The sequence below is a fragment of the Mycobacterium sp. genome (assembly GCF_052144515.1).
Taxonomy (GTDB): Bacteria; Actinomycetota; Actinomycetes; order Mycobacteriales; family Mycobacteriaceae; genus Mycobacterium.
Genome location: NZ_JBKQQD010000567.1, coordinates 1 through 26466, shown reverse-complemented (window position 1 = coordinate 26466; position 26466 = coordinate 1). Strand labels below are relative to the sequence as shown.

The 26466-nt window shown below is 67.8% G+C and carries 23 protein-coding genes; 13 read left to right on the top strand and 10 right to left on the bottom strand.

What is annotated here, in order from left to right:
* Positions 1-16: 16 nt before the first annotated feature.
* Positions 17-1474, bottom strand: a complete 1458-nt coding sequence (locus ACLP9N_RS39160) for a class I adenylate-forming enzyme family protein (protein ID WP_442412424.1) — start codon at positions 1472-1474, stop codon at positions 17-19.
* 484 nt (positions 1475-1958) lie between these two features.
* On the opposite strand from ACLP9N_RS39160, the gene ACLP9N_RS39155 reads away from it, so the two are divergent.
* From ACLP9N_RS39155 to ACLP9N_RS39135, 5 genes are all read left to right on the top strand, one after another.
* Positions 1959-3248, top strand: coding sequence for an FAS1-like dehydratase domain-containing protein (locus tag ACLP9N_RS39155; protein ID WP_442412423.1), 1290 nt, complete (start codon positions 1959-1961; stop codon positions 3246-3248).
* Positions 3241-4038 carry an enoyl-CoA hydratase/isomerase family protein gene (locus ACLP9N_RS39150; protein ID WP_442412422.1) on the top strand — a complete coding sequence of 266 codons (798 nt, stop codon included), beginning with the start codon at positions 3241-3243 and terminating at the stop codon, positions 4036-4038. Before ACLP9N_RS39155 ends, ACLP9N_RS39150 begins: the two co-directional genes overlap by 8 nt.
* A complete protein-coding gene (locus ACLP9N_RS39145) occupies positions 4013-5047 on the top strand; it encodes an NAD(P)H-dependent flavin oxidoreductase (RefSeq protein WP_442412421.1) in 1035 nt (344 codons plus the stop codon). The genes ACLP9N_RS39150 and ACLP9N_RS39145 overlap by 26 nt, the downstream gene beginning before the upstream one ends.
* A 141-nt stretch (positions 5048-5188) precedes the next feature.
* On the top strand, positions 5189-7612 hold the full coding sequence (locus ACLP9N_RS39140; RefSeq protein WP_442412420.1) for a CaiB/BaiF CoA transferase family protein: 2424 nt from the start codon (positions 5189-5191) through the stop codon (positions 7610-7612).
* Positions 7609-8820 (top strand): CaiB/BaiF CoA transferase family protein, encoded by a 1212-nt coding sequence (locus ACLP9N_RS39135; protein WP_442412419.1) that lies wholly within the window; start codon positions 7609-7611, stop codon positions 8818-8820. Before ACLP9N_RS39140 ends, ACLP9N_RS39135 begins: the two co-directional genes overlap by 4 nt.
* A gap of 30 nt (positions 8821-8850) precedes the next feature.
* Here the strand turns inward: ACLP9N_RS39135 and ACLP9N_RS39130 are convergent, their stop codons facing one another.
* Entirely contained in the window at positions 8851-9654 is an 804-nt protein-coding gene (locus tag ACLP9N_RS39130; RefSeq protein ID WP_442412418.1) for a TetR/AcrR family transcriptional regulator, read from the bottom strand.
* A gap of 216 nt (positions 9655-9870) precedes the next feature.
* Between ACLP9N_RS39130 and ACLP9N_RS39125 the strand changes: the two genes are divergently transcribed.
* The 5 genes from ACLP9N_RS39125 (at position 9871) to ACLP9N_RS39105 (ending at position 13901) form a co-directional block, all read left to right on the top strand.
* On the top strand, positions 9871-9996 hold the full coding sequence (locus ACLP9N_RS39125; RefSeq protein WP_442412417.1) for a hypothetical protein: 126 nt from the start codon (positions 9871-9873) through the stop codon (positions 9994-9996).
* A gap of 75 nt (positions 9997-10071) precedes the next feature.
* Complete coding sequence (locus ACLP9N_RS39120; RefSeq protein ID WP_442412416.1) at positions 10072-11217, top strand: acyl-CoA dehydrogenase family protein; 1146 nt, start codon at positions 10072-10074, stop codon at positions 11215-11217.
* Between the two features lie 15 nt (positions 11218-11232).
* Positions 11233-12441: an acyl-CoA dehydrogenase family protein gene (locus tag ACLP9N_RS39115; protein WP_442412415.1), complete on the top strand. Its 1209-nt coding sequence runs from the start codon at positions 11233-11235 to the stop codon at positions 12439-12441.
* Complete coding sequence (locus tag ACLP9N_RS39110; protein ID WP_442412414.1) at positions 12438-13112, top strand: NUDIX hydrolase; 675 nt, start codon at positions 12438-12440, stop codon at positions 13110-13112. The genes ACLP9N_RS39115 and ACLP9N_RS39110 overlap by 4 nt, the downstream gene beginning before the upstream one ends.
* Positions 13113-13130: 18 nt before the next feature.
* A complete protein-coding gene (locus ACLP9N_RS39105) occupies positions 13131-13901 on the top strand; it encodes an enoyl-CoA hydratase-related protein (protein WP_442412413.1) in 771 nt (256 codons plus the stop codon).
* Between the two features lie 14 nt (positions 13902-13915).
* Here the strand turns inward: ACLP9N_RS39105 and ACLP9N_RS39100 are convergent, their stop codons facing one another.
* The 4 genes from ACLP9N_RS39100 to ACLP9N_RS39085 form a co-directional block, all read right to left on the bottom strand.
* Positions 13916-15055, bottom strand: coding sequence for an acyl-CoA dehydrogenase family protein (locus ACLP9N_RS39100; protein WP_442412412.1), 1140 nt, complete (start codon positions 15053-15055; stop codon positions 13916-13918).
* An 11-nt stretch (positions 15056-15066) separates the two neighbouring features.
* Positions 15067-16293: an acyl-CoA dehydrogenase family protein gene (locus ACLP9N_RS39095; RefSeq protein ID WP_442412411.1), complete on the bottom strand. Its 1227-nt coding sequence runs from the start codon at positions 16291-16293 to the stop codon at positions 15067-15069.
* Entirely contained in the window at positions 16290-17150 is an 861-nt protein-coding gene (locus ACLP9N_RS39090) for a mycofactocin-coupled SDR family oxidoreductase (RefSeq protein ID WP_442412410.1), read from the bottom strand. The genes ACLP9N_RS39095 and ACLP9N_RS39090 overlap by 4 nt, the downstream gene beginning before the upstream one ends.
* 140 nt (positions 17151-17290) lie before the next feature.
* A complete protein-coding gene (locus ACLP9N_RS39085; RefSeq protein WP_442412409.1) occupies positions 17291-17971 on the bottom strand; it encodes a TetR/AcrR family transcriptional regulator in 681 nt (226 codons plus the stop codon).
* A 137-nt stretch (positions 17972-18108) separates the two neighbouring features.
* Between ACLP9N_RS39085 and ACLP9N_RS39080 the strand changes: the two genes are divergently transcribed.
* A complete protein-coding gene (locus ACLP9N_RS39080) occupies positions 18109-19638 on the top strand; it encodes a class I adenylate-forming enzyme family protein (RefSeq protein WP_442412408.1) in 1530 nt (509 codons plus the stop codon).
* Here the strand turns inward: ACLP9N_RS39080 and ACLP9N_RS39075 are convergent.
* Positions 19625-21088: an aldehyde dehydrogenase family protein gene (locus ACLP9N_RS39075; protein ID WP_442412407.1), complete on the bottom strand. Its 1464-nt coding sequence runs from the start codon at positions 21086-21088 to the stop codon at positions 19625-19627. The two genes, ACLP9N_RS39080 and ACLP9N_RS39075, sit on opposite strands and share 14 nt — an antisense overlap.
* Positions 21089-21187: 99 nt before the next feature.
* A complete protein-coding gene (locus tag ACLP9N_RS39070; RefSeq protein ID WP_442412406.1) occupies positions 21188-22336 on the bottom strand; it encodes an amidohydrolase family protein in 1149 nt (382 codons plus the stop codon).
* 192 nt (positions 22337-22528) lie between these two features.
* Between ACLP9N_RS39070 and ACLP9N_RS39065 the strand changes: the two genes are divergently transcribed.
* Complete coding sequence (locus ACLP9N_RS39065) at positions 22529-23260, top strand: maleylpyruvate isomerase N-terminal domain-containing protein (protein ID WP_442412405.1); 732 nt, start codon at positions 22529-22531, stop codon at positions 23258-23260.
* Positions 23261-23270: 10 nt separating this feature from the next.
* On the opposite strand, the gene ACLP9N_RS39060 is transcribed toward ACLP9N_RS39065, so the two are convergent.
* On the bottom strand, positions 23271-24521 hold the full coding sequence (locus ACLP9N_RS39060) for a cytochrome P450 (protein WP_442412404.1): 1251 nt from the start codon (positions 24519-24521) through the stop codon (positions 23271-23273).
* 218 nt (positions 24522-24739) lie between these two features.
* Between ACLP9N_RS39060 and ACLP9N_RS39055 the strand changes: the two genes are divergently transcribed.
* Positions 24740-26101: an alpha/beta hydrolase fold domain-containing protein gene (locus ACLP9N_RS39055; RefSeq protein ID WP_442412403.1), complete on the top strand. Its 1362-nt coding sequence runs from the start codon at positions 24740-24742 to the stop codon at positions 26099-26101.
* Here the strand turns inward: ACLP9N_RS39055 and ACLP9N_RS39050 are convergent.
* Positions 26090-26466 (bottom strand): thiolase C-terminal domain-containing protein (locus tag ACLP9N_RS39050; protein ID WP_442412402.1); only part of this gene is annotated, 377 nt, incomplete at its 5' end. The two genes, ACLP9N_RS39055 and ACLP9N_RS39050, sit on opposite strands and share 12 nt — an antisense overlap.

Below are 26466 nucleotides of genomic sequence, written 5' to 3'. Positions count from 1 at the left end.
TCCAATGAACGCTGGCTCAACGTTGCACGGCCTGCACCAGCAGGGCGACGCCGGGTCGGTCCACTTTGCCCGTGTCCAGGCGCGGTATCGCGGTCACGAACACCAACCGTCGTGGCAGTTCGTACGGGGCCAGCCGCGACCGCAGCTCCTGACGGATGGCGTCCGGATCACCCGTGGCACCCGGAGTAAGCACTACCGCGGCGACCGGCACCTCGCCGAGACGTTCGTCGGGCAGCCCGGCCACCGCGGAGTCGGCGACCGCCGGTAGGTCGTTGAGCGCCGCTTCCACCTGGGCCGGATAAACATTGAACCCGCCGCATACCACCATGTCGCGGACCCTGCCCACGACGTAGACGAAGCCCTCGGCGTCCAACTTGCCCAGGTCGCCGGTGCGCAGCCAGGCACCCGGGTCGGCGGGGTCGCCGCTGGCGTCCAGATAACCCGACATCGATGAGGCGGCCCGCGCCGCGATCTCCCCGATCTCCCCGACCGGCAGCCGCTGGTCGGCCGGGTCGAGAATCGCCACCTCGACCCCGGGCGCCACCCGGCCCACTGTGCCCTCCGGCCGGCGGCCGGCCTTCACGTCATCCGGCCGTTCGAAGGCGATCGCACCCGCGAATTCGGTCTGCCCGTAGTTGCGCAGGATCGGGATGCCGTACTTCGCCTCGAACGCGAGGCGCGTTGCCTCCGGCAGTGCCGCCGTTCCGACGATGGCGTGATCGACGCCGGCAAGCTCGGCATCCTCGCCGAGTTGTGTGAGTTCCCAAGCCATCGCCGGGGTCAACGGCAGCGTGCCGAGGCGATAGCGGTGGGTCAGGTCGACCACCAGCTGCGCGGAGAACTTGGTGACCAGAAGTACCGGCTTACCGAGCCACCACGCCGTCAAGGTGCCGAGCAGCCCGCCCATGTGGGCGATCGGGACCATCACGAGCCGTGGTCCCCGGGCCGGAATCTTCGGGGGCCGTCCCGCGTCGTCGAGGCCGGTGCCCGAGGCGATGCCGACAAGGCTGCCGCGCAGGGCCGCGAAGGTCAGCGACGCCCCTTTGGGCGTTCCGGTGGTGCCCGAGGTGAAGATGACCACCGCCTCGCCGCCCGGCCCGGGTCGGCGCGAACCGGTGTGTTCGACCTGCGCGCTCAAACCGCCGTCGGCGCCGGGCGCGATGATGCTGGCGGCGGAGGTCTCGGAGGCGCGCCGCGCCACCTCGGACTCCGGCACCATCGTGCTGGCCGTAACTACCGAACAGCCCGCTCGCCAGGCGGCATGGACGGCCACCACCGAGGCGGCGCTGTTGGCCAGCCTGATCAGCACGCGGGTGCCCGGATACAATTGTGCGGCAATCACTTCGGCCGCTTCGGCGAGTTGTGCGAAGGTGTGTTCGACCCCATCGGCGATGAGGGCCGTACCGGTCGGGGCGGCCGCCGCCGAGCGGGCCAGGATGTCTGAGACACCGGGTAACGCCGGGGCCGCCGTCATGAGCTCTCCTTCGAGACGAAACGCGTCTTAACCGGCTTGGATCGTGCGGGCCGTCGTGTCGCCGCAGGATCGCTCCTGACGGTACGATCCGGATCCGCCGCCGCGCGACACCGCGGCCTTGTCGCGCGCGAAAGCAGTATTTTCGAACGGACCGGCTCTCTCGAAATCCCCCTTCAGTGACGCGCGTTGCCCAAGGTGAGAACGCGATTTGCCGCCCCGGGGCGGCTTTCGGCTTGCTTTGACGACGCGGTAGAGGGTTGTCTTAATCTCGTTGAACCGAGCACCCGCCCTCCTCGGCTGGGCGCCGAACGAGAAAGGCCCGAACCCGGCGTGACCCCGATGGACGACGACGGCATTGACCCCGCCGGTGTCGGAGGCTTCCGCTCCAGACAAGCCGCGGCGTGCCCTCGCCGGACTCGGGGCGCCGGGTGGTCTCGTCCGCCGATTCACGAAAGAAAAGCCGTTCACCCGCCAGGAGTAACCAATGACGCAAACCAGCCCCGCTAACGGCACCGCCGACAAATTCGCCGAGGCCACCGCCTTCGAGATCGACGACGCCGACATCGAGAAGGACCGCGCTGCGCTGGGTGTCTGGTCGGCGACCCGCCACCAGGAGCTGCTGTCCACGGCCACCCCCGAGGCGATCCGCAATTTCGCCCACGGCTACGGCGACGACAACCCGCTCTACACCGACCCCGGCCACGGAGCGAATACGCGCTGGGGGAGTCAGGTTGCACCACAGATCATGGCCGCGGTGCTCAACGCACCCCTGCGCGGCGACAAGGTATCCAAGGAACTGCGGGGTGGCAGCTACCGCGGCATCCACGCGTTCGTTTCCGGCGGCACCTGGGAGTGGTATCGGCCGGTCTACCCCGGTGACACCCTCTACAGCTTCTCCGGGTTGGAGTCGGTGGAGGAGAAGCAGTCCGAATTCGCCGGGCGGTCCGTCATCCGGATCCTGCGCGACGTCAAGATGAATCAGCACGCCGAGGTGGTGGGCGTGTACCGCACCCTGGTCATCTATACTGAGCGCAAGAAAGCCCGGGAGAAGGGCAAGTACAGCGACATCCCCGACCCCTGTTACACCAAGGACGACATCGCCGCGCTCGACGCCGTGTATGCCGCCGAGAAGGCACGCGGCAGTGAGCCGCGGTACTGGGAGGACGTGAGCGCCGGCGAGGACATGGGCACCATGGCCAAGGGCCCGCTGACCACCACGGACATGATGGTTTTCCACGCGGGTGGCTACGGGTTCGTGCCATACGGCCTCAAGACGTCCCGGCTGGCCTGGAAGAACCGCCAGCGGATTCCGGCGTTCTACATCGACAACGAATACGGCGTTCCTGATGTCGCGCAACGGGTGCACTGGGATTCGGAGTGGGCCAAAGCCATCGGTAATCCGCGCGCATATGACTACGGCGTCCTGCGTGAGTGCTGGATCCACCACTTCCTCACCGACTGGATGGGGGACGGCGCATTCGTCCTGCGCCAGCACGACGAGATCCGCAAGTTCAACTATCAGGGCGACATCCAGTACCTGACGGGCCGCATCGACGGGAAGCGCCAGGAAGACGGCATGGCCCTCGTCGACGTGTCGGTCGAGGTCCGCAACCAGCGCGGCGATGCCACCGCACAGGCCGATGCCACCATCTCGCTAACCAGCCGGGAACTCGGGGCGGCGATGCTGCCGGAGACCCCGCGCGAGCTGCAGCGTGACGCGGTGCGCATGTTCGAACGGCACGGCGAGCTCGCCGGGGAGGCCGGCCGTGGCTGACGCGGTCGGCGTTCGGATGGACGTCGACGGTGCGGTCTTGACGATCAGCCTCGACCGTCCGGACAAGGGGAATGCCCTGCGGCAGCAGGATTGCGCCGCCGTGCGGGAGTCGGTGCAGCAGGTGGACGGCGCCGGCGAAGTGCGGGCGATCCTGATCCGCGCCGACGGGCGCCATTTCTGCGCCGGTGCCGATCTGGTCGCCGCCAACACGGTGGACTCCAAGCCGACGGCCGGTCAGCTGAGCCGCGGATTGGCGACCGGGGCGCACGGAATGATCGCCGCGTTGTGGGATTGCCCCGTGCCCACCGTTGCAGCGGTGCAGGGCAAGGCGATCGGTTTGGGTCTGCATTTGGCGGTGGTGTGTGACTTCACCGTGGCCGCCGATGACGCCAGCTTCGCCGAAGTGTTCTGCAAGCGCGGGTTTTCCGTGGACAGCGGTGGTTCATTTCTACTGCCGCGCCTGATCGGACTGCGCCGCGCCAAGCAGATGCTGCTGCGCGGCACGGCGGTCGACGCCGTCACCGCGGCGGAGTGGGGTCTCATCGACGAGGTGGTGGCGGCCGGCGAGCTTGACGCGGTCGCGGTCCGGCTGGCAACCGAACTGGCTGCCGGACCGACGTTTTCGCTGGGCCACACCAAGCGGCTACTCAACTACCGGGCAGCGGCCCGGCTTGACGAGGCGCTGTGGCTTGAAGCGGCGTCGGTGGAAGCGACCGTTCGTAGCGCCGACTTCAAGGAGGGCCTGCGGGCCTTCTCCGAGCGGCGTGAGCCGGTGTTCGGCGGGCATTGAGGCGCTGCTGATGGCACTCGACGAGCGTTTCCGCAGCCGGTTGACCCTTCCGGCGGTCTGCGCGCCGATGTTCTTGGTGTCCGGCCCCGAGCTGGTGGCGGCGGCCTGCAAGGCAGGCCTGATCGGCGCCCTGCCACGCCAAAATGCTCGCAGCATAGAGATTTTCGGTGACTGGCTGCGCCAGATTCGCGGCGAGCTCGACCAGTACGCCGAGCAGCATCCCGGCGCGCGCATCGGTCCGATCGCCGTGAACCTCGCCACCCGGTTCGGCGAGGACGACCTGGTGGCCAACCTCGAGCTGTGCTCCCGCAACGGCGTTGAGATCGTCATCTCGGCGCAGGGCGACCCCGCCGAGCTGGCCCGGCGGGTCCACGACTGGGGTGGGATCATCCTGCACGACGTGACCTCGCTGCGGTTCGCCGAAAAGGCGATCCAAGCGGGCGTCGACGGGATGACGTGCATCGGAGCCGGCGGCGGCGGCCACTCCGGCACCATCAGCCATCTGGTGCTCATCCCGAAGGTTCGCAGCATGTTCGACGGAATCATCGTCATGGCGGGCGCGGTCACCACCGGCGCGGCCATCCGGGCGGGCGAGATCCTCGGCGCCGACCTCGCTTATCTGGGCACCCGGTTCATCGCCACCCGGGAATCGCTCGCCGCCGACGCCTACAAGGCCATGCTGGTCGACGGCAGCTCCTCGGACCTGCTCTACACCCCCGACATCGCCGGCGTGGCCGCCAACTGGATGACCGAATCGATGCGGGCGGTGGGGCTCGACCCGCTGAACCTGCCAAAAGCGCCCACCGGCAAGATCGGCTACTCGCATCTGCCGCATGGCGTCAAGCCCTGGATGAACCTCTGGTCGGCGGGGCAAGGCATCGATCTCATCGATGACATCCCCTCCGTCGCAGACCTTGTCGCGCAACTGCGCCGCGAGTACGTCGCCGCCTGCGAGACGCCGGACATGGCCGATGTCGCCAGGCTCGTCGACGAGGCAATGCAGCCCTGACCGCGGCCGTGCCCATCGGCCTCTTTCTCGGGCCTCATTCCGTCCGAGATTCTCATTTGCGCCCGGCCAGGGTCACAGGCGACCGATCGGCGACGACAATGACGGTGCAGCCACTCGCCGACGATCCTGCTGAGGAGCCCCGTGGACGTGCAGTTACCGCTGGATGGTGTCGTCGTGGTGGATCTGTCGTCCGGTGTCGCCGGCGCGTACTGCACCCGCGTGCTCGCCGACGGCGGCGCCGACGTCGTCAAGCTGGAAAGCCCCGACGGCGACTGGTTGCGGCGCTGGTCGGCCTCGGGGGCAAACCTCAGCGAGAACGACGGCGCCCTCTTCAAGTTCCTGGCCGGTGGCAAGCGCAGCGTGGTGATCGACGCCCCCGACGCGAGCCAGGGCCGACGCGCCACCGAGTTGCTGCGAAGCGCCGACATCGTCGTCTGGTCGGCCGGATCCGCCGTCGCCGCGGCCTTTCCACCCGTGCGGGTGCGCACCGTTGCCCCGCAGGCCGTCGTCGTCGCCATCACCCCGTTCGGGCTCGACGGCCCCTGGGCGCAGCGTCCGTCGACCGAGTTCACTTTGCAGGCATGGTGCGGGGGCATCGCGGGTCGCGGTGACCCGGCACGCCCGCCGGTGTCGGTGGGTGGCCGGACCGGCGACTGGTTGACCGGCATGATCGCCGCCGTGGCCGCCTTGTCGGCTCGCTGGCGTGCGCTGCGGACCGGCACCGGCGAACTGGTCGACCTGTCGGCCCTGGAATCGATGATCCTGACGCACACTATGTATCCGGTGACCTACCAAAGCGTCACGGGCACCCCCACCTTCGCCGGTCGGATCAAGAATTTCCCGGGGATCGAACGAGCCAAGGACGGACTGGTGGCGTTCATGGTGGTCACCGGACAGCAGTGGCTCGACTTCTGCGCGCTGGTGGACAAACCCGACTGGGCCGATGACGAATCGCTGATGTACTTCAGCCATCGCATCAAGCAGCGAGAAGCGATGGCCAAGGACATCGATGCCTGGATGGGCGAGCGTACGGTTAACGAAATAGTCGAGCTGGCAACGCTTCTCCGCGTTCCCGTCGCTCCGGTCGGCAACGGGCGGACGGTGCCGATGTTCGATCACTTCGTCGAAGGCGGGTATTTCACCACGCATCCCGGCGACACCTTCCTGCAGCCCACGCCGCCGTACCGCTTCCACCACAGCTCGGCCGGCACCGCACCGGCACGGCCGGCTCCGCGACTGGGCGAACACAATGACTTCTTGCAAGACCGGTCCTTAACGGCTCGCAGCGCGCCCATACCGGCGGACCAGGGGCAGGACCCCACACTGCCCTTCGCCGGCATGCGCGTCGCGGACTTCACCGCGTTCTGGGCCGGACCGATCGTCGGCCATGTGCTCGGCCTGCTCGGGGCCGACGTCATCCACGTCGAATCCGTCCAACGCCCCGACGGGATGCGGTTCCGCGCGAACAAGCCATTCGACACGCCGCACTGGTGGGAAACCGGCCCGAGCTACCAGGGCGGCAACACCAACAAGCGCGGCCTCACCCTGGACATGTCCAGCTCCGAAGGCAGGGACGCCGCCCATGAACTCATCAAGAGTTGCGACGTCGTCATCGAGAACTACACCCCTCGGGTCACCGAGTCGTGGGGCCTGACCTACGAGAAGATCAGGGAACTGAAGCCGGATGCCATCTTCGTGCGGATGCCGGCATTCGGGCTCTCCGGCCCTTGGCGTGACCGGTCGGGGTATGCCCAGACCATGGAGGCGGTCTCCGGGCTGGCATGGCTGACGGGCCACCCCGACGAGGAGCCGCAATTCCCGAACGGTCCCGGCGATCCGGTTGCGGGGTCGCACGCCACCATCGCACTGCTGATGGCGCTGGAACACCGGCGGCGCACCGGAGAGGGCGCCCTGGTGGAGTCACCGATGGTGGGCGCGGCCCTTGCCATCGCCGCGGAGCAGGTCGTCGAGTACAGCGCCTATGGCAACCTGCTTGAACGCGAAGGTAATCGGGGACCGGCTGCGGCGCCGCAAAACCTGTACCTGGCGGCCGACGAGGACGACCAGGGTCGACGAGACAGCTGGGTGGCGATCGCGGCGGCCACCGAAGACCAGTGGACCCGGCTGGCCCACACCGTGGGCCACCCCGAGTGGTTCGAGGACCCCCGCCTGGGTACCCGACAGGGCCGTAAGGGCGCCCAGGACATGCTCGACGCCGCGATCACCGCGTGGACATCGGTGCGCAGCGCCGACGACATCGTCGAAACGCTCTGGAACGCCGGGGTTCCCGTCGGCAAGGTCATCAAAGCCGAAGACCAGGAGAAGATCCCGCAACTGCGGCACCGCGGCTTCTTCGAGGAGGTCCACCACCCCCTGCTCGGTCCGATCGTGCACTGCGGCTACCCGGCTCGGTTCTCGGCCGGACCGCAGCGGCTCAACCGCTCGGCGTCGCCGCTGCTCGGCGAGCACAACCGCGAGATCCTGCGTGACCTTTGTGGCTACTCCGATCAGTTCATCGCCGAGTTGGAGGCCAAGCGGGTCATCGGGACGGAGGTCACGCTGTGAGCCGGCTGCTCGACGGCGTCCGGGTCGTCGAAGCCGCGGTGCTGTTCAACGGCGACAGCCTCGGGATGCTGCTGGCGGACCTCGGGGCCGACGTCATCAAGGTGGAGGCACCCGGCCGCGGCGATTACCTGCGTGACTTCCTCGGCCAGATCGTCCCCCATCACAGCCCCGCGCACCTGCAGGTCAACAAGAACAAACGCAGCGTGGTGCTGGATCTGCGCGACGAGGCCGGCCGTGCGAGTTTCTTCGAATTGCTCTCCACCGCTGATGTTTTCGTGGACGGATTCGCCGGAGACGCCTGCGACAAGCTGGGCATCGGCTACGCCGCCCAGCAGCGCGTCAACCAGGACATCATCTACTGCCAGTACAGCGGATTCGGCTCGACGGGACCCTATGCCAGCATCCCGACACACGGCCGGATGATGAATGCGTTGGCCGGCGGAACGCCTCAGCAAGCCGGCCCCGACGGGTTCGCCGAGCCCGACGGAACCCCCCGTCTGATGGGCGGCATCGAAAGCGGCGGGGAAGGGACGGCCGCCGGTGCGGTGCACGCGGCGCTTCACGTGGCAGCTGCGCTGTTCGCCCGCGAGCGCACTGGCCGCGGCTGCTTCCTGGACGCCTCGGCCGCCGATTCGGTCCTGGCCTCGGCATGGATCGCCGCGACTTACGCCCTCAACGAACGCCGGATCACGGACCGGCGCAGCCTGCCCGGCGCCGACTCCGACGGGCAATCCAGCGCGAAGTATGAGTTCTACCGCACCGCCGACGACAGGTTCGTCCTGTTCTGTTGCATCGAGCCCAAGTTCTGGAACCGGTTTTGCCAAATCATCGGCCGCGGCGACCTCGTCGATGCCGGCGGTACCCAAAGCGGCCCGGTCGATTTCGCCACCGGTCAAGACGAGCTGCGTCGGCAGCTCCGCGACATCCTCGCCACCAGGAGCCAGTCCGAATGGGTCCGGCTCGCCGCTGCGGAAGATCTGCCCATCGGCCCCGCCCACCGGGCCGCCGACCTGTTGGCGGACCCGCACCTGTCGGCGCGTCAGATTCTGGTGCCTGGCCACCATCCGGTGGCTGGTGATTTCACCTACATCGGTGAGCCCGTGATCGTGGCCGGTCAGCCTTACGAGCCCCCGCGGGGAGCGCCGCTTCTCGGCGAACACACCCAAGAGATCCTCAAGGAACTAGGCGAGCTCCGGCGGGCGACCTGAACGCCGACTCGGCGACCGCCGTCGCCGGGTTCAGCTCGCGCAGTCGGTCATCTCCCAGGCGTATCTGGCCAGGGTGAACTGCAGCCCCGCCGGGCCGGGGTGCGGTCGCGCGGGCTGCGCGGGCAGCGACCGCCGCGACGCCGTGCGCCGGGGCGTTACCCGCAGCGCCCGCGCCACGAACGGCAGGATGATGTGTTCGGCCAGCGCACGCGCATCTTGCCCGGTGACATTCGGGCGGTCGAAGACAGTACTTGAGATGAGGAAGAAGATGGCCTTGGCTTCGGCAGCCGGGTCAGCACACGCCACATTTCCCAACCGGTGTCCTTCATCGAGCGCCTCGGCCAGCGGCGCCGTCAGCGCGACCGCGCACCGTTGGACCACCTCGGAGTATTCGGGCAGCAGCTTGCGCCAGTGCAAGGCGAACAACGACGCCGGCTTGATGATCCGTTGATCGAACGACAGGTCGATCAGGGCGTCGATGTAGAGCCAGACCCGATCGACGGGTGAGGACGCATCGCCTCCCAGTGACTTCAGGTAATCCGCGATGGCGAGCAGTTCGCCTTCCAGCAGCGCCGAGAGCAGATCGTCCTTGCCGTCGAAGTGCCGGTAGAAGCTTCTCGTCGACAGTCGCGCCTGGCGCAGTACGCTTTCCAGTTTGAAGCCCCACCACCCGCCGCGCTCCAGCACATGCTCGGCCGCTGCCATCAACTGCAGTCGCTCCGTATGGTGGTTTTCCGCCGCGGCAGCGGCATCGTGATGCGCCGAGGTCGTCGCCTCGGCCGATCCCTGGGCCGATCTGAGCGAGTCACCGGCCGCCCGCTGCGTCTGCTGCATGTTGTCACCTTTCAGCGCCGACCATGGTGTTTCAGGTCCTGCGCACCGGAGCCTTTCCAACGCTCGGCGCAACCTAGCTTACTATGTTTACCACCACGGCCGACCTCGTCGGTACTGCCCCCGGTCGCCGGCGCAAAGCGCGTTTGCACCGCCGAGAGCCCACCCGGGTCGCCACCGGCGGTAACGTCTCGACGCAGCGGCAGGAAGGTTGTTGAGGTGGAGATCCAGCTGGATGAATCACAGTGGGCGGCAAGCGCCGTAAGCACGTTGTGGCAAAACGATTTTCCACTCGACGAGGAGGACGCGCCCGAGGCGGGGGCCGCCGCCTGTCCGGTGCGCTGAGTCCCAAATGATGGGGACTGATCCAGAGTTGCGGGAGACCAAACAGCCGAAGACAGTCTGGATCCGGAGGCTTGCATGGGCATCACGTTGACCGACGCGCAGGAGGAACTCCGCGATCTGGTGCGGGGGTTCCTGGCCGAAAAGGCGCCGAGGGAGGCGGTAAGGCGTTGGATGGATTCTGACACAGGTTATGACCCGGAGTTGTGGCGTCAGATGGCCACGCAACTGGGATTGCACGGCCTCGCGCTGCCCGAGCGGTACGGCGGAGCGGGGTACGGACTGACCGAACTCGTCGTGGTCTTCGAAGAGATGGGCCGCAGCCTGCTCGCCGCGCCGTTTTTCTCCACGATCGGCCTCGCCGCGCAAACGCTGCTCGCTAGCGGGGACGACGAGGCGTGCCGCCGATACCTCCCGGGCATCGCTCAAGGCGAGTTGACCGCCACCTTGGCGATCTGCGACGAGAACGGCTCCTGGAACCTGCCCGACATCACCACCTCGGCGAAGCGCTTCGACGGTGTGTGGCGTTTGTCCGGAACGAAGATGTTCGTCATCGACGGCCAGACCGCCGAGGTCATCCTGGTCATCGCCCGCGCGGACGACGGGCTCGGCCTGTTCGCCGTCGACGGAGACACCCCGGGACTCACCACCACGCGCCTGGACGCGCTGGACCCGACGCGGCGGCTGGCCCGCGTGGACCTGCAAGACTGCCGCGGCCAGCGGATCGGACCCCGCGGAGACGCCACATCGTTTTTGCGCAAGGCGATCGACGTGGCGAACGTCGCGCTGGCCGCCGAACAGGTCGGTGGTGCGCAGGCCTGCCTTGATGCCGCGGTCGAATACGCCAAGTTCCGCGTGCAGTTCAATCGGCCGATCGGATCGTTCCAAGCGATCAAGCACAAGTGTGCCGACGTCCTGCTCGACATCGAATCCGCCAAGGCCGCCGTGCTCTACGCCGCATCACTGACCACCGACGCGGCCGACAACGCCTCGGACGACGCCTCCGCCGAGGAGGAATTCGCGATCTGCGCATCGCTGGTCTCGGCGTGCTGTTCGGCCGCCTACACCCACGCGGCCAAGGAGAACATCCAGATTCACGGCGGCATCGGCTTCACCTGGGAGCACGACGCCCATCTGTATCTGAAGCGCGCCAAGACCTCTGAGCTGCTCTTCGGGGCGCCCTCGGTGCACCGGGCCCGGATCGCCGAGCTGGTGGGCATCTGAAAAGTGGAGTCTGACGTGACCGAAGTGATCGCAGATGCGGACATGCCCGGCGTGCGAGCCGCTGCGTCCGACACCGACGAGGAATTCCGGGCGGCCCTGCGCTCCTGGCTGAGCGACCAGCACCCCGGCCGGCGACCGAAGGATCCCGCCGAACGCCTCGCGTGGCAGAAGGCGTGGCTGGCCAAGCTCTACGACGCGGGTTTCGCCGGACCGAGTTGGCCCCGCGAATACGGCGGGATGGATCTGCCGTTCGCCCGCCAGATCATCTACCAAGAGGAATACGTACGCGCCCGCGTCCCCGGGCCGCTCGGCACCGGTCTGGGCATCGTGGGGCCCACCCTGATTACCCACGGCTCCGAGGAACAGAAGCGCCGGTTCCTGCCGTCCATGCTGCGCGGGGACACGGTGTGGGCGCAGGGATTCTCCGAACCGGAAGCCGGGTCGGATTTGCCGGCGCTGCGCGCCACGGCGCGGCGGGACGGCGATGAATACGTCGTCAACGGGCAGAAGGTGTGGAACACCGCCGCGGACATCGCCGACATCCTCTTCACCCTGGTGCGGACCGGATCACGCGAGTCTCGCGCCAAGGGGATCAGCTACCTCCTGATCGACGCCCACGCGCCCGGGGTGACCATCCGCCCGCTGCGGGACATCACCGGAGGCGCAGACTTCTCCGAGATTTTCTTCGAGGACGCGCGGGTGCCGGTGAGCAACCGTATCGGCGAGGAAAACGACGGCTGGCGCCTGGTGCGGACCAGCCTCGGTCACGAACGGGCGGCGGGCACCATGAACCAGGCCGCCATGTACCGCCGGGTCTTGACCGAACTGATCGAATTGGCCAGGTCGCGGGGCGCCACCAGCGATCCGATCGTGCGAGATCGGCTGGCGGACTTCGAGATTCGCGTGCGCATCATGGGTTACCAGGGCATGCGGACCATCGAGTCTATCCTGGCCAAGGGCGAACCCGGCCCCGGCGCGTCCACGTCGCGGCTGTTCATCACCGCCTTCGAGCAGGACCTGCACGAGTTCGCCGTTGACCTGCTCGGAAGTTACGGGACGCTGGGTCGCGGCGACGCGCACAGCGTCGAACGGGGGCGCTGGGTATGGGGATTCCTGCGGACCCGGGCCTCCACCATCGGCACCGGCACCTCCGAGATCCAGCGCAACACCGTCGCAGAGCAGGTTCTCGGTCTGCCCTACGACCCGGCGATGCCCCCGCGGTGAGCGACTCCTCAGCGGTGCCCGCTGCGACGGTGGCATTGGGTCGCGACCTGGCGGCAGGCATGGAGGTGCTGATGCTAAGGCGCACCCGCGATGCCTCGTTCGCTGCGGGAGCGTGGGTGTTCCCGGGCGGGCGGGTCGATCCCGCCGACGCCGTTGGTCATCCGTTTGACAGCCTGGAGGCGGCCAGGCGGGCGGCCGTAAGGGAAACCGCTGAGGAGGCCGGGATCGATGTGGGCGCAACGGACTTGTATCCCGTGGCCAGGTGGACCCCGGGTATGGAGGTACCGAAACGGTTCGTGACGTGGATGCTGTTCGGGCGCGCCCCCGAGCGCACGCAGGTGACCGTCGACGGTGCCGAAATCATCGACTACCGCTGGCTGCGCCCCGGCGACGCCTTGAGCGCACACGCCCGGCGCGAGTTCTTGTTGCTGCCGCCCACGTGGATGACGCTGCACTTCCTGAACGACTACTCCTGCTGCGCGGCCGCCATCGAAGGCATCAATCGGACCCCGGTCGAGAGCTACGAGAGCCGACTGGGGGCGACCGACGAATGCCGTGTCGTGCTCTGGCACGGTGATGCGGGATACGACACCGCCGACGCCACGGCCCCTGGTGAGCGCCATCGACTGGTGCTGGCGCGCGCCGGTTGGCGCCTGGAGAAGTCCACGTAGCGAGCATGGGAGTGCTTCATGGAATTGGTCGAAACGGTCGTCGAGGGATCAATCGCGACGGTGACTTTCTCGAGGCCGCCGGTCAACGCGCTGAACCGCCAGGCCCTCGGGGAGATAGCTTTCGCATTCGAATCTTTGGAAAACCAACGGGTTTCGGTCGCGGTGTTCCGGACCGGCGGTGAGAAGGCCTTCATCGCCGGGGCCGACCTCAAAGAGATCGACGCCGAGCGGGAAATCGGTCCGGCCGAGGCGGTAGACCGGGGCACCGTGGCTCGCCGGGCGCTGGAGGCGCTGGCCCACTGCGCGGTGCCCGTCGTCGCCGCGGTTGACGGGCCGGCGATCGGTGGCGGACTGTCCTTTGCGGCGTTGAGCGACATCGTGGTCGCCAGCGAGCGAGCCCGGTTCGGGACCACCGAGATCAACGTCGGACTGCTCGGTGCGAGCGCACACCTTCGTCGAATGGTCGGCCCCATGCGCGCTCGCGAACTCTATTTGTCCGGCCGCATTGTCGACGCCCACGAGATGGCCGGCTACGGGGGAATCGCCTACGTCGTGCCACATGCCGAGCTGGAAGCCACCGTGCAGCGGGTGGCGAGCGAACTGGCCGCGAAGAGCCCCCTCGCCCTGCGGATGGCTAAGCAGGCCATGGACCGCACCGAGGACCTGCCGGTGCACGAGGGTTACCGAATCGAGCAGGACTACACCAACCGGCTGCTCGCCCTGCAGGACTCCGCCGAGGCGCGCCGGGCGTTCCTCGAGCGCCGACCTCCGCACTGGCAGTGGCGGTAGCCGCCCGCGGCCAGCTACCCGGCGCCGAGTGCCGTTTCTGCGGGCAGCACCGCGGCGGCGACTCGACGGCGATGCCAGGACGGCGACCCGAAGAGGGCCCGGTCGAGCAGGGCCCGCTTGAGCCACAGATGCGCGTCGTGTTCCCACGTGAAGCCGATTCCGCCGTGTGCCTGCACCGCGTCGGTGCAGACCCGAACGGCCGCGTCGCACGCGTACGCCTTGGCGGACGAAACCGCCACCGCCGCCGCGCCGTCATCCTGCTCGTCCGGTGGCCGGCACAGGGCGTCGAGCGCCAGAGTAATGCCGGCCCGGCTGCACTCGACGGCCACCGCCATATCGGCGCACTTGTGCTTGATCGCCTGGAAGGAACCGATCGGTCGGCCGAACTGCTGGCGCACCTGCGCATACGCCGCGGTCTGCTCCATGGTTCGCTCGGCCACGCCCACCGCGTCGCACGCGATCGCAAACGCTGCCGCCGACTGCACCCGGGCGACCAAAGCGTCGGCGGCGTCGGCGATGGCCAGCACTCGGGCCGCCGGCACCGCGACGCCGTCGAACGTCACCGTGCCGAGCCTGCGGGTCTGGTCGGTGCTGGCCGCGGGGGTGACCGTGGCCTCCCGGGCGTCAACGGCGGCGATGAGCACCCCGTCCTCGCCGCGGGCGGCGACGATGAGGTCATCGGCACCCGGTGCGTCGAGTACAAAGCCAGCCACACCGTCGATGACGAACCGCCCGTTTCGCCGGGCCCACTTGAGGGCCCAGTTCGTCTGTGGCAGCTGGCCTTCGGGGCCGCCTACGATCACAGCGGCGCGGCGCTCCCCGGTCACCAGGGCCGGCAGCATCTGGGCGGCCAGCGCGCGGTTCTCACCGCCGAGCAGGGCCGTCGGGGCCAGGACCGCGCTGGCGATGAGTGGCAAAGGTACTGTGCGGCGCCCCAATTCGTGCAGCACCACGGCAATCTCCGCAAGACCCGCTCCCACACCATCGAACTCCTCGGGCACCAGCAGACCGAGGAGATCCAGCTCGGCGGCGGTGTGCCACAGCTCGATGTCGTAACCCTGGGGGGTCGCCAGCGCGGTGCGCACCCGCTCCGACGAGGCTCGATCATCGAGCAGGTTGCGGACCATGTCACGCAAGTCGTCGAGTTCGTTCACCGGTGGTCTCCTTAGCTGTCGCCCGGAGCGCGCGGCTCACGCGGCAATCCGAGGCGCTGCTCGCCGATGATGTTGCGCTGAATTTCGTTGGAGCCGCCGGCGATCGTCCAGGAGAAAGAGTTCAGGAAATCGCCCAGCCAATTGCCGGTTTCCCAACCCGCGGAGAGCAGCAGCGAATATTGGAGTTGGCCGGGCAGTCCCTGCAATTGCGTCGCGTAATCCATCAAGCGCTGCAGTAGTTCGCTGTAGTACAGCTTGATGATGGAGGCTTCGGTGCCCACCCCTCCGCGCGACATCATGGACTCGATCAGGCGCTGGCACATCGCCCGCAGGATCTGTACCTCACCGTAGAAGCCGGCGAGCCGCTCCCGGACCGCCGGGTCGGCCAGTACCGGTGAGCCGTCCTCCATGGTCCAGCCCGCGGCTCCATCGACGAGGTGCTGAAATCCGTTGCGGTGCAGCCGTTCGGCGAGCTCGAGGATGGCGATGCCGCGCTCCGATGCGAGGGTCGTCGCGGCAACCTGCCAGCCTTGGTTCTCCGGACCGAGCAGATTGGCCACCGGCACTTCGACGTCGTTGAGGAACAGCTCGCAGAACTCGGCGGCGCCGGTGGCTTGTTTGATGGGCCGCACGGTGATGCCCGGGCTGCGCATGTCCATCAGGAGATAGCTGATGCCTCGCCGCTTCGGGGCGTCGCGGTCGGTGCGCACGAGGATGAAGCACCAGTCGGCGTGCTTGGCCCAACTGGTCCAGATTTTCTGGCCATTGAGCACGTATACGTCGCCGCGGCGGTCCGCCCGGGTGGCCAAAGACGCGAGGTCCGAACCGGCGCCCGGCTCCGAGAACCCCTGGCACCACACCTCGCCGTTGCGGATCCCGGGGAGGAAACGATTCTTTTGCTCGTCGGTGCCGAAGTGCAGGATGGCCGGAGCGGCGTTGTTGATCGCGACCTGGTAGAGCCCCAGCCGCGGTGCGTCGGCCCGCGCCAGCTCTTCGGCCAGGATGGCCTGTTGAGGCAGCGGCATGTCGCAGCCGCCCATACTCTTCGGCCAGTGCGGCGCCAGGAAACCGCCCGACTCCAATGTCGCGCGCCACTCACGTTGAAAAGCGACCACCGCTTCGTCGTCGGCGTCTGCCTGGGTCTCGCGCCAGCCCTTGGGAACCTGCTCCTCACACCAGCCGCGCACCCGGGTCCGGAACTGTTCGAGCGACTCCTGCTCCACCGCGCCGGACCTCACGGCTTGTTCGTGCTGCCCGCGTCGACGGGCAGCTGAACCCCGGTGATGTACCGCGAGTCGTCGGAGATCAGGAACAGCACGGTCTTTGACACCTCCCCGGGTTCGATGGCGCCGATCGGCACGTACTCCTCGCCGACCGGGGTGTCGAGGTCGGGCAGGACATTCGTCGCGCCCGGCACGAACAAGGGTTGCGCGGCGGCGACTTCGGGAACGCTCGGATCGGAGCCCATCGCGGAGTTGACCCCGGTGGGATGGATCGTGTTCACCCGGATCCGTTGTGGGCCAAGTTCGTTGGCGAACGCCTTCATCAGTCCGACGACGCCGTGCTTGCTGGCCACGTAATGGGCGTAGGGCACCTGGCCCTTGATGCCGGCCACCGAACTGGTCAACACCATCGATCCACCGCCGGCGGCGATGAGGTGTGGCGCGGTGGCCCGGATCGTGTTGAAAACTCCCTTGAGATTGGTGTCGACGACGAGGTCGAAGATCTCCGGCGAAATGCCCAACGAGCCCTCGGGATGGAACGTGATGACACCGGCATTCGCGATTACCGCGTCAAGTCGGCCGAACTGCTCGACCGCTTGTGCCGCGGCTGCGTCCATCGCAGCCGCATCGCGGACGTCGGCCCGGATGGTCAGGCAGCGCCCGCCCGCCTTCTCGACCAGCTCCCGGGTGCGCTCGAGATCCTCCGGCGTCGCCGCCGGATAACGGACCCGTTTGCTGGTCTGGGCGCACACGTCGATGGCGACGATGTCGGCCCCCTCCTCGGCCAACAGCTGGGCATGGGAGCGGCCCTGTCCCACACCGGCTCCGGTGATCAGCACGACCTTTCCCGCAACCCGGCCCCGTCGACTCACTGTCGGCACCCCTTTCTCTCCTGACGTCCATCGGCAACCAGCATGGCGGGATTCCCTGCCGGAATTGGCACCGTTGGGTGAGAACGGAAATTTCAGCTGCGGGGCGGCGTGAACCTCCGCATGGTTGATATCGGCAAGAACTACCGCAGGCCGATGGCGCGGTCGATGAACGGCAGCACCATGTGCTCGATTTCCTCGCGCGGTGTGGCGCCGCCCAGGGTCGCCTGGTCTGCGGTGATGCCCGCAACCAGATAGAAGATCGCCCGGGCGTCCGCGAGCGGATCCGAAGAGGTGAATTCACCACGGGCAACGCCTGATTCGATCGCCTCGGCCAACGGGGCGATGAGAGTCTCGGTGCAGCGATGGATCGCCTCGGGATACTCCGGCAACAGTTCTCGCCAGTGGGAGGCGAACAGCGATGACGGCTTGACCAGATCTTCGCGGTACGCCATGTCGATGGTGGCGGCGATATAGGTGCGCACCTTGTCCGCCGGGCTATCGGCGGCAACGGTGCGTTTTCGCAGCGCCACCGCGGCGCGGCCGAGCTCCATCTCGAGCAGCGCCAGCAGCAGGTCGGTCTTCTTCTCGAAGTGCCGGTAGAAGCTGCGGGTCGACAGGTTCGCCTGCCTGAGGACGCTTTCGACCTTGAACCCCCACCAGCCGCTGCGTTCCAGCACCTGCATCGCCGCGCTGAGCAGCCGCTCGCGCTCGGGATCGGTATTGTCCGCTTCGCAGGCATCCGGGGTGGCGGCGTCCGGGATTTCACCGGCGGGGCCTTCGTCCGCGGAACGGGCTGGGGATCGCCGCTCGTGACCGGCCATGGTCATCGCCTAGGTCTCCCTAATGCTCAGGTACAGGTCACACTGTAGCGCCTGCAGTGTCGGGCCCCTCGAATTCCGAGAACCAGCTTTGCGGTCGAGCACTGGCGTTATGCGGCCGCGGGACGTGTGATGGTCCAATGAGTCCCCCGTCGGCGCCAGGTGCGGCCCCAGGTGCCGCCTCCGTGCCGGCCGCGCCCGACGTGCTGGGGCTGATCGAGTCCTCTAACCGATCCGGCACGGCGCTGCGGGACGCCACGCGCAGCGTGTCATACGCAGAACTGGCGCCGCTGGTTCGGCGCCGGGCCGCGGCGCTTGCCCGCCATGGCGTGGCCGCGGGCGACCGAGTCGTGGTGATCGTTCCCAACTCGGCGGCCGCGCTCGAGCTGTACCTGGCCTGCCTGCTGCTTGGTGCGGTCTGGGTCGGCATCAGCCCAGCAGCACCCGAGGCAGAGCGGCAGCGGCTGTGCGCCCTGGTGCGGCCCGCGCTCGTCGTGGTCGAGGATCCGGTCGGCCAACCGAGCGATTGGCACGTCGTCGACTTGCCGACGATCCTCGGGGACGCCTCGCCTCCGCTACAGGATCGGCCGCCCGCGGCCGACCTGCCCTGCGCCATTGCGTTCACCAGTGGCACTACGGGGACGGCCAGACCGGTGGTCCACACGCGCGCCGGCGCCTCGCTGACCGCCGCCGCGACGGCGACACGGTTCCGCGAGGATGATCGCGTCGGGGCGATCCTGCCGCTCAGCATCCACAACGTGATGGTCGTCGGGCCGATGGCCGCGTTGCTGGCCGGGGCGACCGTCGTGATACTCACCCAGCTCAGCGCGCGTGGAGTCGCCCAAGCTTGCGCGCGCGACCAACTCACCATGCTGAGCGCGCTGGTGCCCACCACGATCTACGACCTGGTGCACGACGACGGCATCTCACCCGACTCGCTGCGCTCGCTGCGGTGGGCGGGCAGCGGGGGAGCGGACCTCTCCGAGAGCCTGCGCGCCGGCTTCGAAGAAAAGTTCGCCGTCGGGGTGCTCGGCTCATACGGGCTGACCGAAGCCGGAGGGGCGGTGTGTCTGGAGGCGCCCGGCGCTCCCCACCGCCCGGGATCTAGCGGCGTTGCGTTGCCCCACATCAGGATTGAAGTTCGGGACGGGAGCGGGCAGGTGCTCGGTCCGGGCCATCGCGGCAGGTTGTACGTCTGCCCGGCCACCGGCGGGCCGTGGCCGGGGCTCTTCAGCCCACCCCGTTGGGTCTGGACCCAGGACGGCATGCGGGCCCGGCCGACGGGCACCTGCCTGGCCACCGGCGATTTCGGCTCGCTGGACGCCGACAGCGCCGTGTACGTCCACGCCCGGGAGACGGGGGTGATCGTCCGCGGCGGTGTCAACGTCACCGCCGGCGAGATCGAAACCGTCCTGGGCGGTCTCGACACCGTTCGCGAGGTGGCGGTCGTCGGCGAGCCCGACGACCGGCTCGGTGAGCGGATCGTTGCGTTCGTCGAGCCACGTCCCGGGACTGCGGCCGATGCCGATCAATTGCGCGCGCACGCTCGAGCGCTGTTGTCGCACAGCAAGGTTCCCGACGAGTTCGTCATCATGCAGGCGTTACCGCGCAACGCGCTCGGCAAGGTGGTACGGACGGAGTTGGGCCGCAGCCGGCCTAGGCCAGGCTGACGTAGACGTTCTTGACGCGCTGGAACTCTCGCAGTCCCCACCGCCCGCCTTCACGGCCGAACCCGCTCTGTTTGACCCCGCCGAAGGGGACCCCGGCGGGAACGACCGGCATCCCGTTGATCGCCACGCCACCGGCGTCCATGGCCGCGGCCAGTGTGTGTGCCCGGCGCAGATCTTTAGTGTGCAGATACGACGCCAGGCCGTAGGCGGTGTCGTTGGCGATCTCGACGGCCTGCGCGTCGCTGCTGAACCGCAGGATCGACAGCACCGGGCCGAAGACCTCGTGCTGAGCCAGGTCGCTGCCGGGCTCGACGTCGCCGAAAACCGTTGGGGCGTAAAAATACCCGCCGCCCAGCGCGGTCAGCCGCTCGCCACCGTGGAGCAGGATGCCGCTGCGGTCGCGTTTGGCCGCCTCGACCATCGCCGACACGCGGCCCAGCTGCGGGTCGCTGGCCAACGGCCCCATGAGGGTGGCGGCGTCCCACGGGTCGCCGACCGGGATTTGCGCGGCGGCCCCGGCCACCGCGGCGACCACGTCGTCGTAGATGTCGTTGTGCACCAGCAGCCGGGTGGGCAGCATGCAGCCCTGGCCCGACAGGGTGACCAGGCCGCCGAACACCGCGATTTGGATCGCGGTGGCCAGGTCTGCGTCGGGGAACACGATGTTGGCCGATTTGCCGCCCAGTTCCAGCACCACCGGCTTGAGTGATTGTCCCGCCGCGCTGAGCACCTTCCGGGCGGTCTCCCCGCCGCCGGTGAACGTGATCTTGTCGACGCCGGGATGCGAACAGAGCGCTGCGCCCGCGTCGCCGGTGCCGGCGATGACATTGAGGACCCCGGGCGGCAGGCCGGCCTCGGCCGCGACTTCGGCGAACCGCAGCGCGGTGAACGGCGCGTTCTCCGGCGGCTTGAGCACCACGCAATTGCCCGCGGCCAGGGCGGGCGCCACCTTCATGCCGATCGACACCAACGGGCCGTTCCAGGGGATGATGGTGCCGATCACGCCCAGCGGCTCATCCAGGGTGTAGTCGAGCGCACTGCCGTCTGGAATCGGGATCACCTCACCGGCGCTCTTACCGATCCAGCCTGCGTAGTAGGTGAACCAGTCGGCGGCTATCTGTGCGCTGCTGCCCGCCATCTGGTTGGCGATGCCGATTTCATAGGTGGCGATATCGGCGAAACGCTTACCCTCGGCGAGCAGGCGCCGCGCGATGTCCAGCAGAATGTCCCGCCGGCGGTCGAGATGAAGGGCGCGCCAGCCCGGAAAGGCCGCTTTGGCGGCGGCCACCGCGGCGTCGACCTCGGCCGGACCGGCCAACGGCACCACCGCCTGCACCTCACCCGAACCGGGGTAGCGGTGCTCGTAGCGCCCACCCCCGCCCGACTCGACCTCTTCGGCTCCGATGATCAACCGGGGGCGCGGTAAAGCTTCCGGCAGAGTCAGACTCACCGCGGTCACCTTTCAGTTCGCGACCCGTGCAGGCCGACGTCGGATGTCATCAGTCAAGTCGCACTCCGCAGCCGGCAAGCGACGTGGGCCGCCGAGCGGTTATGCCGAGGCCTGGTACTGAGCGATCAATTCTTGCGACAGGGGGAAGCGGAAGAGTTCCTCGGCGTTCTTGTGCGTCATGAGATCGATTTCGTTTTGGGGAATTCCGTCGAAGACGACCTTCGCCGACGCCTGCGTCTTCGGGAACGGAGTGTCGGCGTGCGGGTAGTCGGATTCCCACAGGATGCGGTCGACCCGGAAGTCATGGCGATACTTGATCCCGATCGGCTCCTCGATCATGCAGAAGTACATGCTGCGCTCCGCGACCTCGGACGGCTTGATATGCGCGTTCTGCACGTGCGACCAGTACTGGTGACGTTCCCACTGCCGGTCGGCGCGTTCCAGTGCGGCGGGGATCCAGCCGATGCCGCCTTCCGACCAGACCACCTTGGCGTCGGGGTACTTCCGCAGCAGCGGGCTCACCATGAGATTGACCGACGAGCGCATCGCATAGGCGAACGCCGATGCGATCTCGGTCATCGGGTTGACGCCCTCCAGCGACACCGCGGCCCCACCGGACCCGATGTGCATGCAGATCGGCGTCTCATCAGCCTCCGCGGCGGCGAACAGCGGCTCCCAGTAGCCATTGTGGAAATTCGGCAGATCGACGAGGTGGGGGTCCTCGATGAAGCAGATCGCTCTGCTGCCCAAACCCACACAGCGCTCGTGCTCCCGGACGGCGAGGTCGATGTCCCAGACCGGCAGGATGTGCATGGGCACGAACACGTCCGGTCCGGCGCCGCACCACTCCTCGAGCATGTAGTCGTTCCAGGCCCGCACGCACGCCAGGGCCAGATCCTTGTCGTCGAAGGTGGCGAACTTGCGGCCGCCGAAGCCCGGCAACGTCGGGAACGACACGGAGGCGAAGATTCCGTTGGACAACAGGTCCTTGCGACGTTCCTCGGGTTGGTAGCAGCCCGGAATCATGTCTTCGAACCGAGCGGGCTCCATGCCCCACTCTTCGCGCGGCTTGCCCGCCACGGCATTGAGGCCCATCGTCAGTTCCTGGCCGCCGTCCCATTGCCACACCTGGCGACCGTCGACTTCCACCACATGCGGGGCGCGGTCGCGGTACTTCGCGGGCACACGGTCCACCCACACGTGAGCCGGCTCCACGATATGGTCGTCGACGCTGAACAATGTGAACATCGGTGTTCCTTTGGTCGCTCGCAGATTCGGTGGCGAACACGCTGCCCGCCCGCTGTGTCGATCGTCGCACTATTGCGGCCAGATTTGACCGGGCCGGCTGAGAACAGGATTTGCACCGGCGACCGCGACCGGCACTTCCACGCCGTGACGGGACGTCTCTATCCTCAATCCGATTCGACCAAGGGAGGGCGCGTGCGAACCGATACGACGCCGGCGGGGAATCGCGACCATGGCGCGATTTGGGCCCAAACCCGTAGCCGCATCGTCGAGCTGCTGAATTCCGTTCCCGAGGGCGGCGCCAACACCCCGTTACCGACGGCGCCCGGCGCCACCGTCCGCGACGTGGTAGCCCACCTCGTCGGGACTGCGGCATCGCCGCCGGATTCCGCCGCGCTCTTTCCTCCCTCCGCCGGGGAGGCGGCCCGCTCACAGACGCTCGCGGAGCTGCTCGACCGCTGGAAGTCGGCGTCGGGCGAGCTGGAGGGTGTGCTCCGCGCAAACCCCGCGGTCGCCGGCTTCTACATCGCCGATGCCGCGATGTGCGAACACGATCTGCGCACCGCGCTGAATCGCCCCGCGGCCCGTGACGACGAGTCGGTCAAGGTGGCGCTTGACGAGTTATCCGGACGGTTCTCCGACCGCGCGGCGGCCAGGGGCCTGCCGCCGCTCCGCGTGACGGTCGAGCAGTGGGGCACCATCATCGGCGATGGTCGCGCCGTGCGTTGCGTCGTTGCCGACCGCTTCGAATTCGTGCGCGCCATGTCCGGCCGCCGGTCGGCCGCCGAAATCGGCCGCTGGAACTGGGGGACCGACCCGGCGCCTTATCTTCCGGTCATTTCCGAAGCCCCGCTGCCCGAACACGAGATCCACGAACGGGACCCCCGCGTGCCCGCGCACATGCGCGACCGCGAATTCGTCCTGTAAGGCCAGGGCTCTATGATCGAGCCGGCGCCGGAAGGTGCTCGGCGCCGAGACGACGCCCGGGCGTGAACGTCGCGGGCGCCGTGATCCAGCCGTTCACGATGCCAATGCTCGGGTAGCGCACCGCCTTGGAATGATCGACCGTGTAGTCGGGCAGGCGTTCCAGCACGCGACTGACCATGGCGGCGAGTTCTGTCCTGGCGATGTGCGAGCCGAGGCAGCGATGGATCCCGATGCCAAAAGTGGTGTGGCGGTTAGGGAATCGAGCGAGGATGACCTCGTCCGGGTTCTCGAATACGGTTTCGTCGTGGTTGGCCGACGCCCAGCTCATGAGCACGCGCTCGCCCGGCCGCAGCTCGACGCCACCGAGGGTGACCGGCTTGGTCACCGTCCGCGCGAGGGCTTGCTGTGGAGTAAAGCACCGCAGGAACTCCTCGCACGCCTGCGGAATTCGCGACGGGTCATCGATCAGAAGTTGACGTTGCTCGGGGTGGTCGGCCAGGTAGATCAGCGCATTCGCGGCGACGCCGGTCGTCGTGTCGTATCCGCCGACGACGACGAGGTTGATGATGGACGCGATCATCTCGTCGGGCATCGGCTTTCCGTTGACCTCGGCTTTGACCAGCGCACTGATCGCATCGTCACGGGGGTTGGCCCGGCGGTCGGCGACGACTGCGAAAATTCCGCCGATCAGCCTGAAGTACCGCTTGAGTAGTTCGTCCCGTTCGACCGGCGGGGTGTAGATCATCTCGTGCATCACGTCGGCGTACTCCCGCCAGTCTTCGAGCGGCAGGCCGAGGAATTCCGAGGTGAACAACGCGGGAACCGGATTCGCCAAGTCACCGACCAGATCGATCGAGCCGGTCTCGATCACCTCGTCGAGGCAAACATCGACCCAGTGATTGATGCGTGGGTGCCAGCTTTCGCTCACCGCGGGGGAGAACATCGGATTCAGCAACTTGCGGTACGGCGTGTACTCCGGCGGATCCATCTCGATCGGGAAGTGCGGGACCGGTGCCGGTGGGATCGTCACCCCGAGCGGACTCACCCCGTTCACCGTGTGGCCCGACGCGAATGTCTCGTCATCCTTGGCCACCCGGACGACGTCCTCATACCGGGTAACCACCCAGAACCCGCCGTGGGCATCGCTGTGCGCCACCGGGCAGTGCGCACGAAGCTCGGCGTTGATGGCCGTCGAGTGCTCGGCATACTCCGGTGAATGGTGATCGAACTCGGTTTGCTTGTCCCCGTCGACCGTCGTCACCGCTGCCTCCTTCGAGTCCTGCGTCACCCGGTCAATTAGAACGGATGCCCGGGCGTGTGAAGAGTGACCAAACCGCAAATGGCAATCTCGCGAAGGGCGGGTGCGGCGCGCTGGCGTGGCCGGGGCGGTTGCCGCCCGGAAAAGTGGAGCTTTGTCGCAAGCGCGAGGTTAGGCTAACGTCCTTGACGACATAGTCAACATAGTTTTATTGGTGAAGCATGAGACTGCGACCGCGGTGGTCGGATGCAAGTGGGGAACGCGCGGAGTCTTCCGCACGGTCGTTGTTGCGCCGCGCCGCATTCTGGGCGCTGATCGCGGGTGTGGCGCGGTCCCGACGCCCCACCCGGTTGCTGGCACGCCCACTGCCCGGCCTCGCCTCTGCCGCCGGCGTCGTCCCGCTCACCGTAGTCAGCCTTGTGGTCAGCGAGTTCCCGATGCACGTCCTCGTAGCCCAGGCAACCTCGGCCGCAGGGCTTGTCGGTCGGGGCGCGCTGCGCACTCCGCGGGGAGTGCTGGGGTTTGCGGTTGCGCTCAGCGCTTGGTACGGGCTGTGGGCGGCGCGGCGGGACGCGCTGCGCGCCGCTGATGTTCTCGATGCGAGTCTGCGGAGTTCGCTAGGCGCGGGATACCGAAAGCGCTTGCCGCCAGATCTCCCTGACGAATCCCAACTTTCCCTGCGCGACATCTGGTTTCCGCGCTTCACCGAACGTAGCCGATATCTGCACCGGGAGGATTTGTCCTACGGAGACTTCGGAAAACGCAATCACCTGGATATCTGGCGGCGCAACGATCTGCCGCTCGACGCGCGGTCGCCGGTGCTCATCCAAATTCACGGCAGCGCATGGACGAAAGGCAGCAAACGGGGTCAGGGCTATCCGCTGATGGCGCACATGGCGGAGCGCGGTTGGGTGTGTGTGGCGATCAATTATTCACTGGCGCCTGCCGCGCGATGGCCGGCGCACATCATCGACGTCAAGCGGGCGATCGCCTGGGTCAAACGCGAAATCGCGGACCACGGAGGCGATCCCGATTTCATCGTGCTGGCGGGTGGCTCGGCCGGGGGGCACCTGTCCGCGTTGGCGGCGCTGACCGCCAACGACCCCGTCTTTCAGCCGGGTTTCGAAGACGCCGATACCTCGGTGCGCGCGGCCGTTCCCCTCTATGGCGTGTACGACCTCCTCGATCGCGCGGGTGACTCACCCGCGCAGCAGGAGGAGTTCTTGAGCCGGATCGTGATCGGGGCGCCGCAGCACGAGGCGTACGAGGTGTGGGACCAGGGTTCACCCCTGTCACAGCTGCGGCCCGACGCGCCGCCGATCTTCGTCATTCACGGCGGCATCGACACCTTCACCAATCACGAGCAGGCGCGTGCCTTCGCCGACGCGCTGCGTGCGGTCTCGCGCAACCCGGTCGCCTATGCGGAACTTCCCGGCGCCCAGCACTCCTTCGATGTGCTGCCGACCGCCCGCACCGCGGCGACCGTCGAGGCCATCGACCGATTCCTGACGTTCGTTCGCAACACCACCGACCGCGAGGCCGCCGGCGAGCACGCCGACGCGGTGTCCGGGCTAGGCGGCTGACTTTTCCAGGATGTGGACGCCGCAGGCCGAGCCCAGGCCGATCACGTGGGCCAGGCCGACTTTGGCTTTGGCGATCTGGCGGTCGCCGGCCTCGCCACGCAGGTGGTGGCAGATCTCCCAGATGTTGGCGATGCCGGTGGCCGCGATGGGGTGGCCCTTGGACTGCAGCCCGCCCGAGACGTTGACCGGTGTCGAGCCGTCGCGCCAGGTGGCGCCGGAGTTGAAGAAGTCGGCGGCACCGCCCTCGTCGCACAGCATCAGATTGTCGTAGTGCACGAGTTCGGCGGTGGCGAAGCAGTCGTGCAGCTCGACCAGGTTGAGGTCGTTCGGGCCGACGCCGGCCTGCTCGTAGGCGGTCGCGGCGG

Excerpts from the sequence above, each read along its gene's own strand:
- ACLP9N_RS39055 (WP_442412403.1), top strand. The coding sequence starts at position 24,740 with ATGAGACTGCGACCGCGGTGGTCGGATGCAAGTGGGGAACGCGCGGAG.
- ACLP9N_RS39070 (WP_442412406.1), bottom strand. The coding sequence starts at position 22,336 with ATGTTCACATTGTTCAGCGTCGACGACCATATCGTGGAGCCGGCTCAC.
- ACLP9N_RS39120 (WP_442412416.1), top strand. The coding sequence starts at position 10,072 with ATGGGCATCACGTTGACCGACGCGCAGGAGGAACTCCGCGATCTGGTG.
- ACLP9N_RS39160 (WP_442412424.1), bottom strand. The coding sequence starts at position 1,474 with ATGACGGCGGCCCCGGCGTTACCCGGTGTCTCAGACATCCTGGCCCGC.
- ACLP9N_RS39080 (WP_442412408.1), top strand. The coding sequence starts at position 18,109 with ATGAGTCCCCCGTCGGCGCCAGGTGCGGCCCCAGGTGCCGCCTCCGTG.
- ACLP9N_RS39130 (WP_442412418.1), bottom strand. The coding sequence starts at position 9,654 with ATGCAGCAGACGCAGCGGGCGGCCGGTGACTCGCTCAGATCGGCCCAG.
- ACLP9N_RS39155 (WP_442412423.1), top strand. The coding sequence starts at position 1,959 with ATGACGCAAACCAGCCCCGCTAACGGCACCGCCGACAAATTCGCCGAG.
- ACLP9N_RS39085 (WP_442412409.1), bottom strand. The coding sequence starts at position 17,971 with ATGGCCGGTCACGAGCGGCGATCCCCAGCCCGTTCCGCGGACGAAGGC.
- ACLP9N_RS39105 (WP_442412413.1), top strand. The coding sequence starts at position 13,131 with ATGGAATTGGTCGAAACGGTCGTCGAGGGATCAATCGCGACGGTGACT.